Origin of the sequence: Neorhizobium sp. T6_25 (genome assembly GCF_002968555.1) — a bacterium.
Classification (GTDB): Bacteria; Pseudomonadota; Alphaproteobacteria; order Rhizobiales; family Rhizobiaceae; genus Neorhizobium.
Genome location: NZ_PVBL01000001.1, coordinates 27005 through 41187, shown reverse-complemented (window position 1 = coordinate 41187; position 14183 = coordinate 27005). Strand labels below are relative to the sequence as shown.

12 protein-coding genes are annotated in these 14183 nt (G+C 62.0%); 8 read left to right on the top strand and 4 right to left on the bottom strand.

The window, feature by feature from the left end; translation table 11 throughout:
• Window positions 1-4: 4 nt before the first annotated feature.
• From C5L10_RS00195 to C5L10_RS00160, 8 genes are all read left to right on the top strand, one after another.
• Entirely contained in the window at window positions 5-985 is a 981-nt protein-coding gene (locus C5L10_RS00195) for an iron-siderophore ABC transporter substrate-binding protein (RefSeq protein ID WP_172716880.1), read from the top strand.
• Window positions 982-2025, top strand: coding sequence for an iron ABC transporter permease (locus C5L10_RS00190; protein ID WP_172716845.1), 1044 nt, complete (start codon window positions 982-984; stop codon window positions 2023-2025). The genes C5L10_RS00195 and C5L10_RS00190 overlap by 4 nt, the downstream gene beginning before the upstream one ends.
• Window positions 2022-3062 carry an iron chelate uptake ABC transporter family permease subunit gene (locus C5L10_RS00185; RefSeq protein WP_105428015.1) on the top strand — a complete coding sequence of 347 codons (1041 nt, stop codon included), beginning with the start codon at window positions 2022-2024 and terminating at the stop codon, window positions 3060-3062. The genes C5L10_RS00190 and C5L10_RS00185 overlap by 4 nt, the downstream gene beginning before the upstream one ends.
• Window positions 3059-3895 carry an ABC transporter ATP-binding protein gene (locus C5L10_RS00180; RefSeq protein WP_105428014.1) on the top strand — a complete coding sequence of 279 codons (837 nt, stop codon included), beginning with the start codon at window positions 3059-3061 and terminating at the stop codon, window positions 3893-3895. The genes C5L10_RS00185 and C5L10_RS00180 overlap by 4 nt, the downstream gene beginning before the upstream one ends.
• The gene (locus C5L10_RS00175; protein WP_105428013.1) at window positions 3892-4956 is read left to right on the top strand and encodes a DUF2218 domain-containing protein; all 1065 of its coding nucleotides are present in this window, start codon (window positions 3892-3894) and stop codon (window positions 4954-4956) included. Before C5L10_RS00180 ends, C5L10_RS00175 begins: the two co-directional genes overlap by 4 nt.
• A 120-nt stretch (window positions 4957-5076) precedes the next feature.
• Entirely contained in the window at window positions 5077-6597 is a 1521-nt protein-coding gene (locus C5L10_RS00170) for an ATPase domain-containing protein (protein WP_105428012.1), read from the top strand.
• Window positions 6584-8272 carry an ATP-binding protein gene (locus C5L10_RS00165; RefSeq protein ID WP_105428011.1) on the top strand — a complete coding sequence of 563 codons (1689 nt, stop codon included), beginning with the start codon at window positions 6584-6586 and terminating at the stop codon, window positions 8270-8272. The genes C5L10_RS00170 and C5L10_RS00165 overlap by 14 nt, the downstream gene beginning before the upstream one ends.
• A gap of 116 nt (window positions 8273-8388) precedes the next feature.
• Window positions 8389-9948 carry a bifunctional diguanylate cyclase/phosphodiesterase gene (locus tag C5L10_RS00160; protein ID WP_105428010.1) on the top strand — a complete coding sequence of 520 codons (1560 nt, stop codon included), beginning with the start codon at window positions 8389-8391 and terminating at the stop codon, window positions 9946-9948.
• Between the two features lie 99 nt (window positions 9949-10047).
• Here the strand turns inward: C5L10_RS00160 and C5L10_RS00155 are convergent, their stop codons facing one another.
• The 4 genes from C5L10_RS00155 to C5L10_RS00140 form a co-directional block, all read right to left on the bottom strand.
• Window positions 10048-11424: an LLM class flavin-dependent oxidoreductase gene (locus C5L10_RS00155; protein ID WP_105428009.1), complete on the bottom strand. Its 1377-nt coding sequence runs from the start codon at window positions 11422-11424 to the stop codon at window positions 10048-10050.
• A 73-nt stretch (window positions 11425-11497) separates the two neighbouring features.
• The gene (locus C5L10_RS00150) at window positions 11498-12247 is read right to left on the bottom strand and encodes an ABC transporter ATP-binding protein (protein ID WP_105428008.1); all 750 of its coding nucleotides are present in this window, start codon (window positions 12245-12247) and stop codon (window positions 11498-11500) included.
• Window positions 12223-13104 carry an ABC transporter permease gene (locus tag C5L10_RS00145; protein ID WP_105428007.1) on the bottom strand — a complete coding sequence of 294 codons (882 nt, stop codon included), beginning with the start codon at window positions 13102-13104 and terminating at the stop codon, window positions 12223-12225. Before C5L10_RS00145 ends, C5L10_RS00150 begins: the two co-directional genes overlap by 25 nt.
• A gap of 33 nt (window positions 13105-13137) precedes the next feature.
• Complete coding sequence (locus C5L10_RS00140) at window positions 13138-14163, bottom strand: ABC transporter substrate-binding protein (protein ID WP_105428006.1); 1026 nt, start codon at window positions 14161-14163, stop codon at window positions 13138-13140.
• Window positions 14164-14183: the final 20 nt, after the last annotated feature.

Below are 14183 nucleotides of genomic sequence, written 5' to 3'. Positions count from 1 at the left end.
GAAAATGGCGGCGATATGCATTTGGTTTGTTGCGTTCGGCATCGCCGGGGCAGGCGCCCGGGCGGCCGAAGGAGAGACCTATCCCGTCACCATCAAGCATGCGTTCGGCACGACGATCATTCCCCAAAAGCCTGCGCGGGTAGCGACCGTCGCCTGGGCAAACCATGAGGTGCCGCTGGCGCTCGGTGTCGTGCCCGTCGGCTTCGCCAGGGCCAATTTCGGCGACGACGACGGCGATGGGGTATTGCCCTGGGTAGCCGAAAGGCTGGCAGCGCTCCACGCCGCCAAGCCCGTGCTTTTCGATGAAGGGGACGGCATCGATTTCGAGGCGGTCGCCGCCACAAGGCCCGATGTGATCCTGGCGTCCTATTCCGGCTTGAGCCAATCGGATTACGACACGCTGAGCCAGATCGCCCCGGTCGTCGCTTATCCCGAGGCGCCCTGGTCGACCGACTGGCGTGACATGATCCGCCTGAACAGCGCAGGGATGGGCATGGCTCCGCAAGGCGACGCGTTGATCGCCAGGATCGAAGCGGACATTGCCAAGGTGGTTGGCGGACATCCTGAACTCCGGGGTAAATCCGCGATGTTCATTACCCATCTCGATGCGACCGACCTGAGCACCGTCAACTTCTATACGACGAACGATACCCGGGTGAGGTTCTTCGAGGATCTTGGTCTGAAGTCCCCGAAAAGCGTCGTAGAGGCTTCGAAGTCCGGGAAATTCGCAGGCTCTGTCAGCGCCGAGCGCATCGACGTCTTCGACGACGTGGATATCCTCGTCACCTATGGAAACCAGAAACTGCTTGATGCGCTGGCGGCGAACCCCTTGATGTCCAGAATGCCGGCCGTGGACAAGGGTGCTCTCGTCATGCTGGGCCGCAACCCGATCGGTACGGCGGCCAATCCGACACCGCTTTCGATCTCATGGGTCTTGAAGGACTATGTGGATCGGCTTGCGGAAGCGGCCAGAAAGTCCAAATGACGGCCGGCAGCATACGTTCGTTCTCTCGGCCGCTCGTCTTTCGACGCTCGAACCGGACCCGCGGCCTCTGGCTGGCCGGATTGGTCGTGGCCGTTTCCGCCCTCTGTGCGCTCTCGGTAACGGTCGGCACCCGCGAAGTGGCCTGGAGCGATGTCGCGGCGGCGCTCGCGGGGCAGGTCGACAGCATCGGCCAGGCAGCGGTGAGCGTGCGCATCCCGAGGACGGTACTTGCCGTACTTGCCGGAGCCGCGCTCGGGCTTGCCGGGGCGATCATGCAGGGCGTGACCCGCAATCCTCTCGCCGATCCGGGTATTCTCGGCGTCAATATGGGGGCGTCGCTCGCCGTCGTGACCGGCGTCGCCTTGTTCGATATGTCCTCCGCGCATGCCTATATCTGGGCTGCGATCCTCGGAGCGGGGTGTTCGGCAGTTTTCGTTTATACGATAGGATCGCTCGGGCGTGGCGGGGCAACCCCGTTGAAGCTGGCGCTGGCCGGAGCCGCAACGTCAGTTGCCTTCTCCTCGATGGTGATCGCCGTGGTGCTGCCGCGCGCCGATATCGCGGGCGGCATCCGCTCCTGGCAGATCGGCGGCGTGAGCGGAGCGACCTTCGAGCGCATTGGCCCGGTGCTGCCGTTTTTGGCCGTCGGTTTCGTGGTCAGCCTTCTGTCGGCGCGAAAGCTGAATTCGCTGGCGTTGGGCGACGATGTCGCGGCAGGGCTCGGGGAGCGCGTCGCCGTGGCCCGCGCCGTCGCCTCCTTCGGCGCCATCTTGCTGTGCGGGGCGACAACGGCGGTTTGCGGGCCGATCGGCTTTCTTGGATTGGTCGTGCCGCATGTCTGCCGTCTGCTGGTCGGTGTCGATCACCGGTGGTTGCTGCCGTTTTCCGCGCTTGGCGGCGCTTGCCTGCTGCTGGCGGCGGATGTCGTCGGCCGTATCGTCACCAGGCCGGCCGAGATCGAGGTCGGAATCATCACGGCCCTCGTCGGGGCGCCGTTCTTCATCTGGATCGTCAGGCGGCAGCGGGTTCGAGAACTGTGACAGTGCTTTCCCCAACCATTGATCTCATCGTGGAGAATCGCCGCCGCCGGGCGCGCCGGCACGGTCTCGTGACAGCCATTCTGCTGGCCATCATGGTCGCCCTCTTTGCGGTGACCTTGTCGCTTGGCCAGTCCTTCACGCCGCCCGGTGACGTCATGCGCGTCCTGCTCGGGGAGGATGTCGCAGGTTCTGCCTTTACGGTTGGCAAGCTGCGGCTGCCGCGCTCGGTCCTTTCCGTTCTCGCCGGGCTGGCCTTTGGGCTCGGCGGCGTCACGTTCCAGCTCATGCTGCGCAATCCCCTTGCCAGCCCGGACATCATCGGGATCACGTCGGGCGCAAGTGCTGCGGCCGTGTTCGCCATCGTCGTCCTGTCCTTGAGCGGGCCGATCGTTTCGGTCCTGGCGGTTGGCGCAGGCCTCGGCGTGGCGCTGCTGGTCTACGCCCTGTCATTCCGCAATGGAGTGGCGGGGACGCGGCTCATCCTCGTCGGCATCGGTGTCTCGGCCATGCTGGAAAGCGTCGTCGCCTATATTCTCTCCAGCGCTCCTGCCTGGAACCTGCAGGAGGCAATGCGCTGGCTGACCGGCAGCGTTAACGGCGCGCAACTCGGCCAGGCGCTTCCGCTTCTTCTGGCGCTGGCGACGTTCGGCGGGCTGCTGCTCGGCCGGGCACGCGACCTGGAGGCGCTTCGCCTGGGTGACGACATGGCTGCGGCCCTGGGGGTCAAGGTGGCAAGGACCCGCATGCTGGTGATCGTTGCGGCCGTCGGCATGATTGCGTCTGCAACAGCGGTGACGGGGCCGATTGCCTTTGTGGCTTTCCTGTCAGGGCCGATCGCCTCCCGGGTTGTCGGACGCAACGGATCGTTGCTGATACCGGCGGCGTTGATCGGAGCGATACTCGTGCTGGGCGGCGATTATGTCGGTCAATTCCTTCTGCCGGGCCGTTATCCGGTGGGCGTGGTGACCGGAGCCCTGGGCGCACCCTATCTGATCTACCAGATCGTGCGCGCCAACCGGATGGGAGGCTCGCTATGACCGTTCGCTCCACGCACTCTCTTACCGCCAGCGGGCTTTCGGCCGGATATAACCATGCCGAAATCCTGCACGGGCTCGATCTTGCCGTGCCGCCCGGCAGGATTACCGCAGTCGTCGGTGCCAATGCCTGCGGCAAGTCCACGCTGTTGCGCACCATGTCGCGGCTCATCTCGCCCAGCCAGGGGCATGTTCTGCTGGACGGAAAATCGATCCACCGCATCCCGTCCCGGGAGTTGGCTCGAACACTGGGTCTGCTTCCTCAGTCGCCGATCGCGCCGGAGGGGATTACCGTTGCAGACCTCGTCAGCCGCGGGCGGCATCCGCATCAAAGCCTGTTTTCACGATGGACGCGCAAGGACGATGAAGCCGTCGAGAGCGCGCTCGCGGCGACCAAGACCATCGAGCTTGCCGAACGGCCGGTGGACGAGCTTTCGGGCGGGCAGCGCCAGCGTGTCTGGATCGCCATGGCTCTGGCGCAACAGACGGATGTTCTGCTGCTGGACGAACCGACGACGTTTCTCGACATCAATCACCAGGTCGAAGTTCTCGATCTGCTGACCGATCTCAACCACGCGCGGGGAACCACCGTCGTCATGGTCCTCCACGACCTCAATCTCGCGGCGCGCTACGCGGACTACCTCGTCGCGATAGCCGAGGGACGCGTGCATGTCGCCGGCAGTCCCGAGGACGTGCTGACGGAAGAGAACGTGCGGCAAGTCTTCGGGCTCGAGAGTCGCGTCATTACCGACCCGACATCGGGCCGGCCGATCATGCTGCCGATCGGTCGTCATCGCATGGCGGAGGAGCAAGATCTAAAGGAGAATCGGTCATGAATGCAGTTCAACCGCTCAAATTGTCCGGAGTCGCACTGCCAAGGGATGCCGAACGCATGCTCGACGAAATCTGCGAGCACTTCATCGAGCACGCCGACGTGCAGCGAAGCAAGGACCACGCCCTGCTGAAAAGCAAGAACAGCACGACAAGCATTCGGCTGGCGGACAGCAAGCTCCTGATCGAACTGGCATGCGAGTCGCAAGCGGCGTTGCAGCTGAATCAGACGATGATTGCAGAGCACCTGTTCTATTTTGCAGGGGAGGATCCGTTTGAATTGACGTGGTCGGAGCATTCGTCCCTCGCGGTGCTGCCGAATATCCACGAGGTGACGGTCGTCTCGGCGGAGGATGTGACCCCTCACATGCGGCGCGTGAAGTTTGCCTGCGCCGATGTCGCGCCGTTCGTCGGCGGCGATATGCATGTTCGCCTTCTGGTTCCCCCGAAGGGCAGGCCGCCGGTATGGCCGGGAATCCGCCAAGACGGCCGCGTCGCCTGGCCCGAGGGAGAAGACGAGATTCTGGTTCGCATATACACGATCCGTGCCGTTGATACCGAACGTCGGGAATTGTGGATCGACTTCCTGCAACATCCATCGTCCCCTGTCGCGACCCCTGGAGCCGACTTTGCCCGCGACGTCCAGCCCGGAGAAAAAGTAGCGCTGCTCGGACCGGGAGGCGGCAGTCTGCCGGCAGCACAGTCCATTCTTCTGGTCGGCGACGAAAGCGCTCTTCCCGCCATCGCCCGGATCGCGGCCGAAGTGGCGCCGGGCACCCGGATGCAGGCTATCATCGAAGTGCTGGATGACGCGGAGGAACAGCCGCTTCCGTCAGCGGGTTCCTTGGACGTCCGCTGGCTGCATCGGCGGAGCTATCCGGCAGGAGCGAAAGGCATTCTTGCCGAGGAAGCCAAGAAAGCGGTCACCGCCATCGAGGACGATACCTTCGTCTGGGTCGCCTGCGAAAAAGAGGACGTGCGCTCCATCCGCGCCTTCCTGAAAAGCCGCAGGCACGACAAAAAGATGATGTATGTGGCTTGGTACTGGGAACAACATTCCGCCTGATGCTTTGTGGGGCGGGCGAGCCTCTCGAAAGCCGTCCGGCATACCGTCGGTGGCCTCTTGAGGCTTGTCCGCCGCAATCTATATGATCTTGTTCAAGGGTTTCCACTGCAAAGGTTGAACATGGCAGAATGGTTTGAAGAGGCGGAGTTTATCGACCCTCCGCGTATCTCGAGCGGCGTGCCCGGTCTCGATACCATCCTCGACGGGGGCCTCGATGAAAACCGGCTTTACCTCTACGAGGGCCGGCCTGGGACGGGCAAAACCACGATCGCCCTGCAATTTCTGCTCGAAGGTGTCCGCCAGGGTGAGCAGGTGCTTTACATCACTCTTTCCGAGACGGAACGCGAGCTGCAGCTCGTCGCCTCCCGTCACGGCTGGTCGCTCAAAGGTATCGAGGTATTCGAACTCGTCCCTCCGGAAACCACGCTCGATCCCGACCGTGAACTGACGGTCTTTCATCCGGCGGAAATGGAGCTCAACGAGACCACGAAGCTCATTCTTGATCGCGTCTCTGAACTCAACCCAAGGCGCGTGGTCGTCGACAGCCTTTCTGAATTGCGCCTCCTCGCTCACAGCCCGCTGCGTTACCGGCGCCAGGTCCTGGCGCTGAAGCACTTCTTCGCCAGCCGGCAGTGCACCGTCATTCTTCTTGATGATCTGTCGTCTCAACAGAATGACCTGCAACTCCATTCTATTTCCCATGGGGTCGTGCTGCTGGAGCAGCTTGCCATCGACTTCGGCGCAGAACGGCGCCGCATGCGGGTCGTCAAGATGCGCGGCATCAAGTTTCGCGGCGGCTACCATGATTTTACGATCGAGAAGGGTGGTCTTCATATTTTCCCCCGCCTCATCGCCGCGGACCATCATCAGGCCTTCGACGATGAGTTCACCTCCAGTGGGAACAAGGAAATCGACGACATGTTGGGCGGCGGGCTCGAGCGGGGTACGAACGTGCTGTTCCTGGGGGCCGCCGGGGTGGGAAAGTCGTCACTTGCCCTGACCTATGCCTTGGCGGCGGCAAACCGCGGCGAACATGCCGTCATTTATGCCTTTGACGAAGGGCGTGGAACGCTGCAGGCGCGGGCCAGGAACTTGGGCTTCGATCTCCAAACCCACCTGGACAGCGGGTTGATCCGGTTGCAGCAGATCGATCCGGCAGAACTTTCCCCGGGGGAGTTCACCGCCAATGTCCAGAAAAGCGTGGAGATCGACGGCGCGCGTGTCGTCGTCATCGACAGTTTGAACGGCTACATGAATGCGATGCCGGACGAGCGTTTCCTGGTTCTGCAGATGCACGAATTGCTGACCTACCTTGGCCAGCGTGGCGTGCTGACCATCCTCGTCCTTGCCCAGCATGGGCTCGTGGGCCCGCTCGAGGCTCCGCTCGACTTGAGCTATCTCAGCGATTCCGTCGTCATGCTGCGATATTTCGAAGTGCAGGGTACTGTGCGCCGAGCGATATCCGTCGTGAAAAAGCGAAGCGGCAGGCACGAACACAGCGTGCGCGAGTTCAACCTGTCTGACAACGGCATAAAGCTCGGGCCGCCAACCTTGGAGTTCACCGGTGTGCTGGCCGGCTCTCCGTACTTTTCAGCCGCTCCTGTAACGAGTTCAGCAGACGGAACTAATGGCGCAAGGTGAAGACCAACTGGAACCGGTTATTGTCTTTGCACCCGTCGGCAGGGACGCGGCCGCTTCAGTCGGCTTGCTCAGCCGGAGCGGCATCGCGGCAAACACCTGCGGCGATCTTCACAGCCTCGTGGCAGCGCTGCAGGCCGGTGCTTCAGCCGCGTTTGTTGCTGAAGAAGCGCTGTTCGGAAAAGACGCCACCCTCCTGTTCAAATGGGTTGCGGACCAGCCGCCATGGTCGGATCTTCCCTTCATCCTGCTGACCAGCCGCCAGGAGCAGACCGGCATCGAGGCGTGGCGGCAGAGGCTGATCAACTCGTTGCGCAACGTGGCGCTCCTGGAACGGCCGGTCCAGGCCCAGACCCTTGTCAGCACGATACAATCGGCGCTTCGCGCGAGGGCTCGGCAGCTGGAGCTGCGTGGGCTGCTGGCGGAACGCGAGCAGGCCGCGCAGGAACTGGAGAAGCAGGTCATCTTGCGGACCCAGGAGCTCAAAGCCGCCAACGAGGCCCTGCGCGACCAAATGACGGTGCGTGCGCATGTCGAGGAGAAGCTTCGGCAGGCTCAGAAGATCGAAGCGATCGGTCAGTTGACCGGGGGCGTCGCTCACGATTTCAACAATCTGCTGATGGTCATTTCCGGAGGGCTGGAAATGCTCGACCGCCAGACGGACCCCGCCCGGCGCAAACGGTTGATGGACGGAATGCGTCAAGCCGCCGAACGCGGATCGGGCCTGACACGCCAGCTTCTGGCCTTTTCCCGGCGTCAGGAACTGCAGCCGCAGACGATCGACCTGGCTCGCCAGATCGGCGGGATGCGCGAACTGCTTGACCGTAGCCTGAGGGGCGATGTCCATGTGACGCTCGAGTTCTCGGCCGATCTGTGGCCGGTCGAGGTTGACGCAAGCGAGCTGGAACTTGTTGTTCTCAATCTTGCTGTCAACGCCCGCGACGCGATGCCGAGAGGCGGCACGATCGAAATCCGCGCGGAAAATGTTCCGCTCCTCGATCAAAGCGGCTCCACGAAAGACTTCGTCCGCCTTTCCGTCAGCGACAACGGCTCCGGAATGACCCGCGAGGTGCAGGCGCGTGTGTTCGAGCCGTTCTTTACGACGAAGGATATCGGCAAGGGGTCTGGCCTTGGCCTTGCGCAGGTACATGGTTTCGTCCAGCAGTCTGGCGGCAGGATAGAGATCGAAAGCGAAGTCGGACGTGGAACGAGAATAACCCTCATGTTGCCCCGTTCCTCGAAGGAGCCAGGCCCGGATCAGCACCACCTGGTCGATCTGCACGTCGCGCGCCGCCGTCCGGCGTCGGCAGGCAGCGTTCTGCTGGTTGAAGACGACGACGAAGTCGCCGCTCTTGTCAGCGAGATGCTGGAAGATCTCGGTTTTCAGGTCGTGCGGGCTGCAACAGCCGCCGCCGCTCTGGGCGCTCTGGCGAACGGCCGGCGGATCGACTTGGTCTTCTCGGACATCATGATGCCCGGAGGAATGAACGGCGTGGAACTGGCAAAGGAAATTCGATCGCGCCGCGTGGACCTGCCAATCCTGTTGACAAGCGGATACTCCGAAGCCGCCAAGCAGGCGGCAGAGTCGCAAGGCATCAAGATCCTTCGCAAGCCCTACCAACTGGCCGAACTGTCAGAGGCGCTCAGAGGTGCGATTGCTCGGCACGACCTCAATTGATGCCGCCGGACCCGTATTTTTTCGGCCATCGTTTCGGCTGTGAAGCGCTCTCACACAACTCTGAATAACAAATCCTTTAATTATTTTATCCTAGGATCGCCGGGTTGGAGGGGTAAATGAAGGATTTTCTGGAAAGCAAGGCTGGCAGACAGCTGGCGGAGGTGGCAGCAGTCGCGATGCTGTTGCTCGTCGGTTGTATAGCCTATGACGATCTGCTGCTGAGGCTGGTTCAGTCGATCAGTGCGGGAAAAGCCCACCTCATCATCATCGTACTGATTGTTGCCGGTCTTGCGAGCTTTGCCTATTCGGTGCTGCGCATTCTCGATATGCGCAATGAAATGATGAGCCGCCGGAAGGCCTTCGATGCGGCTGACCATATCGCCACGCACGATCATCTGACGAAACTTCCCAACCGCTATGCCTTCGATAGGTTCGTCCTGTCGCACCCGGATGAAAAGCTTCAGGATACGGGTGAGGATATCGGGCCGCAGACCGCAACGGTGTTTTCGATAGATCTCGACGGCTTCAAGAAGGTCAATGACCTTCTTGGCCATCAGGGAGGCGATATCCTGTTGAAGGAGGTGTCGCGGCGCATCTGCGCATTGGCCGAGTACGAATGCGTCTTCCGTTTCGGCGGCGACGAGTTCGTCGCCGTGGCTCGCAATCTCTCACCGGAAAAAGAGGAGCTCTTCGCGCAACTGCTCATCCACTCGGTTTCCCGGCCCGTCCGCATCGGGACCCTGCTGACCGAGGTCGGTGCCAGCGTCGGTTATGCGCGCCTGCCGGACCACGGTAGCTCGCTCGAGGAAGTCTGCCACCGGTCGGACGTCGCGCTGTACGAGGCGAAGAGCCGGGGGCACAATCAATATTCTCTGTTCCAGCCCGAGATGCAGGAGAAGGTTTCTGAGCGGGCCAAGCTCGAAGGCGACCTTCGCCGCGCCATTGACGAGGGCAGGATCGACCCGTTCTACCAGCCGCTGATCAATCTCAGAACGGGTGAAATCTGCGGTTTTGAAGCGCTTGCCCGCTGGAACAAGGACGGCGTATTTGTCTCACCGCAACAGTTCATTGCCGTGGCCGAAGAGACTGGCCTCATTACCACGCTCTTCGAGCAGCTTCTGTCGAAAGCCTGCCGCGATGCGCAGCTTTGGCCGGGAACATTGTCGCTCTCCTTCAACGTCTCTCCTGTGCAGATGGAAGACAGGCTGCTCGCAAGCCGTGTTCTCCATATCCTGCAGCAAACCGGCCTACAGTCGTCCCGGCTGGAAATCGAGATTACCGAAAACGCTCTGATCGACGACCCGGACCTTGCCGCCGCAACGATCGAGCAATTCCATGCCGCCGGCATCCAGGTGGCGCTCGACGACTTCGGAACTGGATATTCAAGCCTGGCGCAATTGGCGCGCTTCAAGTTCGACAAAATCAAGATCGACAAGAGTTTTGTGTCGAGCTTCACCCATAACGACAAGAACGCCAAAATCATCGACGCTGTGCTTGGCCTAAGCCGCAGTCTCAACCTCAAGACCACCGTCGAAGGGATCGAGGAGAATGCCCAGCTCGCCTATTTCCTTGGCCAGGGCTGCGATATCGGCCAGGGCTATATCTTCGGCAAAGCCATGCCGCAATCGGAAGTGATCGGCTTCGTCAACGACCGCAAGCGGGCATTGAGCGCCTGAGCGAAGCCTGCCCGGGAAGAGACCAACGAAGAGCCTTGGCCGAGAAGCATTGGCGGTGTCGCCATCTTTAGGGCCAAGGGATTCAATGTGGCGCGGGAGCTATACGGCTGCCCGTGCCTCCGGCTCAAGCTGTGACCGAAGCACAAAGCCGTTCTGCGGGCGTTTGAGACCGAGGTTCTCCCGCAGGGTCGTTCCTTCATATTCATGCCGGAAAAGGCCACGCTTGCGCAGGATCGGCACGACCTGATCGACGAAATCCGTCAATCCGGCGGGCAGGATCGGCGGCATGATATTGAAGGCATCGGCAGCGCCATTTTCGAACCATTGCTGCATGGCGTCAGCAATCTGTTCCGGCGTGCCGATCACCGTGCGATGGCCGCGGGCGGTCGCGACAGCCAGATAGAACTGGCGCAGCGTCAGATTGTTTCGCGATACCAGATCGGTGACCAGCTTGAGGCGGCTCTTGTTGAGTTCCGTATCCTGCGGCAGGGGTGGAGCGGGATCGTCCAGCGAATAGCCGGAAAGGTCGACGCCCTTGTAGTGGCGGGCGAGGATGTTCCAGGCGATGGAGGGATGAACGAGCGACTGGATATAGTCGTAGTTCTCCTGTGCTTGCCTTTCGGTGCCGCCGAGAACGGGGAATATGCCGGGACTGATCAAGAGGTCGTGCTGGCTGCGCCCGTAGCGGGAAAGCCGTCCCTTGACGTCGGAATAGAATTCCTGGGCGTCCTCGAGCGTCTGGTTGGCGGTGAAAATCATCTCGGCGGTTCGGGCGGCCAGCTCTCGGCCGGGCTCCGATGCCCCTGCCTGGACGATGACCGGATAACCCTGCACGGGACGGCCGACATTGAGCGGACCGGTGACCGTGAAGAAGTGACCCTTGTGATCGACGAGATGCACCTTGTCCGGGTCGAGATAGACGCCGCTTTCCTTGTCACGGATAAAGGCATCATCCTCGTAGCTATCCCACAGGCCTTTCACCAGGTCGACGAATTCCTCGGCGCGCGCGTAGCGGTCGGCATGGGCGGGATGGCCCGGGATGGAGAAGTTCTTGGAGACATCCGCGCCCGTCGTCACCACATTCCAGGCCGCCCGACCCTTGGAGATATAGTCGAGCGAAGCGAATTTGCGGGCCAGAAGATAGGGGTCTTCATAGGTGGTGGATGCCGTGGCGACGAAGCCGATATGGCTGGTGGCCTGCGACAGCGCGGCCCACAGGGTCACGGGTTCGAAATGGGCACCCTGCGAGGAACGCCGAAGCGCTTCCGGCTCCTTGGCACGCTCCCAGCCGGCCGGGCTGTCGGCCACGAAGACCAGATCGAACTTGCCTCGTTCCGCCGTCTGCGCCAGTTCGCGGTAGTGATCGATGTTCAGGCCCGCGTCGGCCTGCGAGGCCGGATGGCGCCAGGCTGCCACATGATGGCCGGTCGCCATGATGAAGGCCCCAAGCCGCATTTGTCTCTTCTCATTACTCATTGGCGTGTCCCCCGTTCGAGGCGTTGAGATTGAACTAAGCCTTGCTGGCCATGATGAGAGCTTCCGTTGGATTTCAGGCGGCGCGCCGTCCGGGAGTTTCAACCCCGAGGCGGCTCAAAAGCTGGGTGCGGATTTTTGCAAAGCGCGGATCGCCGTGATCGCGCGGCGTCGGCAGATCGATTCGCAGGTCCTCGATCAAATGGCCGTCGTCGAGGACCAGTATCCGGTCGGCGAGCGAGATTGCCTCGTCGACGTCGTGGGTGACGAGCAACACGGCCGGCCGATGCCTTGCGCACAATTCCCGCAGCAGGTCATGCATCTTCAGCCGCGTCAGTGCGTCGAGGGCGCCGAACGGCTCGTCGGCCAGAAGCAGGGACGGCTGGCGAACCAGCGAGCGTGCAAGGGCGACCCTCTGCTGCTCGCCGCCCGAGAGCTGGTTTGGCCAGGCCGCTTCGCGCCCCTCGAGCCCGACCTCGGCCAATGCTTTTCTGCCGGCTTCCTGCCCGGCTGCCCCCGGCAGGCCGAGCGTGACGTTCTGGATTACGGTGCGCCAGGGTAGAAGACGGGCATCCTGGAAAACCACCGAGAGATTGTCCGGAGTTTCAAGCGTCCCGGTTCCTTCGACATCGTGATCGAGGCCGGCAAGCGCCTTGAGGAAAGTGCTTTTCCCGGAGCCGCTCCTGCCGAGGAGGGCAACGAACTCCCCTTCGGCGATATCGAGATCCACGCGATCCAGGATCGTCTTGGTGGCGAACCGGCGCATGAGGTTGCGGACATGCACTGTTCTGGAGGCGGATTTCAGTTGGCTAGAGTGCGGCGCCATGAGAGGACCCTCCGTTCGAGCAGGCGGACGAGACCGTCCGACACGAGGCCGAGCATCACGTAGACGACCAGGCCGACGAGAATGACATCGGTTTGCCCATAGTTGCGGGCGAGTTCGATCATGTAGCCGAGCCCGCTGGTGGCGTTGATCTGCTCGACCACGACAAGGGAAACCCAGCAGAGGGTGACGGCAAACCGCAGGCCCAGGAGAAAGCCGGGCAATGCGCCGGGCAGCACCACCTGGAAGATGAAGTCCTTCTGGCTCATGCGCAGGGTCTCGGCCAGCTCGACATAGCGGCTGTCGATGCTGCGCAGGGCATTATGGGTGTGGATGTAGACGGGTATGATCACGGCCAGGGCGATTGTCGTGACCTTCATGCCTTCGCCGATGCCGAACCACAGGATCAGCAGGGGGATCAGAGCCAGCGTCGGGATGGCGCGCTTGATCTGGACAGGGCCGTCGATCAGCGCCTCGCCGATCCGCGAAAGGCCGGCGGTGACGGCAAGGATCGTGCCGATGACGAGGCCGATGCTGAGCCCAAGCAGGGCGCGTGTCGCCGACGTCACGAAATTGTCCTGCAGCCGGCCCTGTTCGATCAGCCTTCCAAACGCTTCTATGACCGTCCATGGGGCGGACAGGATCCGGGGGTCGATCCACCCGAGCGCCGAGCCTACCACCCAGAGCAGCACCAGCAATGCCGGCCCGATCTGCAGTCCGAAGGGTATCGCCGGCCCCGGTCCCAGTCTGCGGCGGCTCCGGGACGTGACGGGTCTCGCTACGGTTGGAACGGTATATGCACTTTCACGGCTGGACACCCGTGATGATTTCGCCTCATCCGCATCCCAAATGGTTGCCATGCTTCAGATCTCCTGTTGGATGATGCAGGGGGATTACTGGCTCTTCGCCAAGGCGGCGGAGGCGGTCTTTTCGAACCGGTTGTCGAAGATCTTTTCGACGTCGAAGGGCTTGTAGCCGAGCTCCGCCGCCAGCAGGTTGATCGTCTCCTGGTGGCGCTTTTTGACCTCGCTCCAGTCCCCGGAAACAACCTGCTCCCCGGTCAGCTTGACGAGATATTCGCCGTCATCCTGGCTCAGGCCCTGCTGGCCGACGTAATATGTCTTGATCCAGATCTCCGGGTTCTTGTTCACCCACTCGGTCGCACGTGCCCAGAGCCCGACATATTCGGCGAGTGCCGCGGCCTTTCCCGGATCGTCCAGCACCCATTGCGGCGCATAGAGATGGCCCGGATCATCGCGCAGTCCGTGTTCGACGAGCGTCGCGCCATCGGAGCCGTATTGCGCGATATAGCGCCTTATATAGACGCCCCCGAGCGGCGCCACATCGACCTGTTTGCTGGCCAGCGCCTTTGGATAGACGTCGCCGGTGCTCGGCAGTTCTACCAGCGTGACGTCGCTTTTCTTGAGGCCCGCGGCTTGGAGTGCGCGAAGGACGAGGGCTCCCTGGGCCTGGCCGGGGCTGAATGCGATGCGTTTGCCGCGGAAATTGGCCAGCGTCTTGATGCCGGCGCCTGGCGCCACTCCGAAGCGGTAGATGGGATTGGCAATCGGGTCGCGGCGTTCGCGATAGGCGATGTTGCGAACCGGCAGGTTGTTCCAGTTGGCGAAGATAGAGGGAATTTCTGCAACCGACCCGACGTCGAGTGCCTTGGCGCGGAACGCTTCCGAGGTTTGCGGGCCGCCACTGATATTTGCCCATTTGACTTCGAACGACAGCTCCTTGATCAAGCCTGAGACTTCGAGCGCCTTTTGGGTCACCGGATCCCCGACCGTTAGGACCGTCCCCGGCGGCACCTTCGCAAGAAGAGGAGCGTTCGTCTGGGCCGCGACCATCCCGCCCATGGTGCCGAAGGCAAGCAGGCCGAACAGCGCAATTCTCACTGTTTTCACCAATGTCATCGTTAATTTTCCCCTTGTCG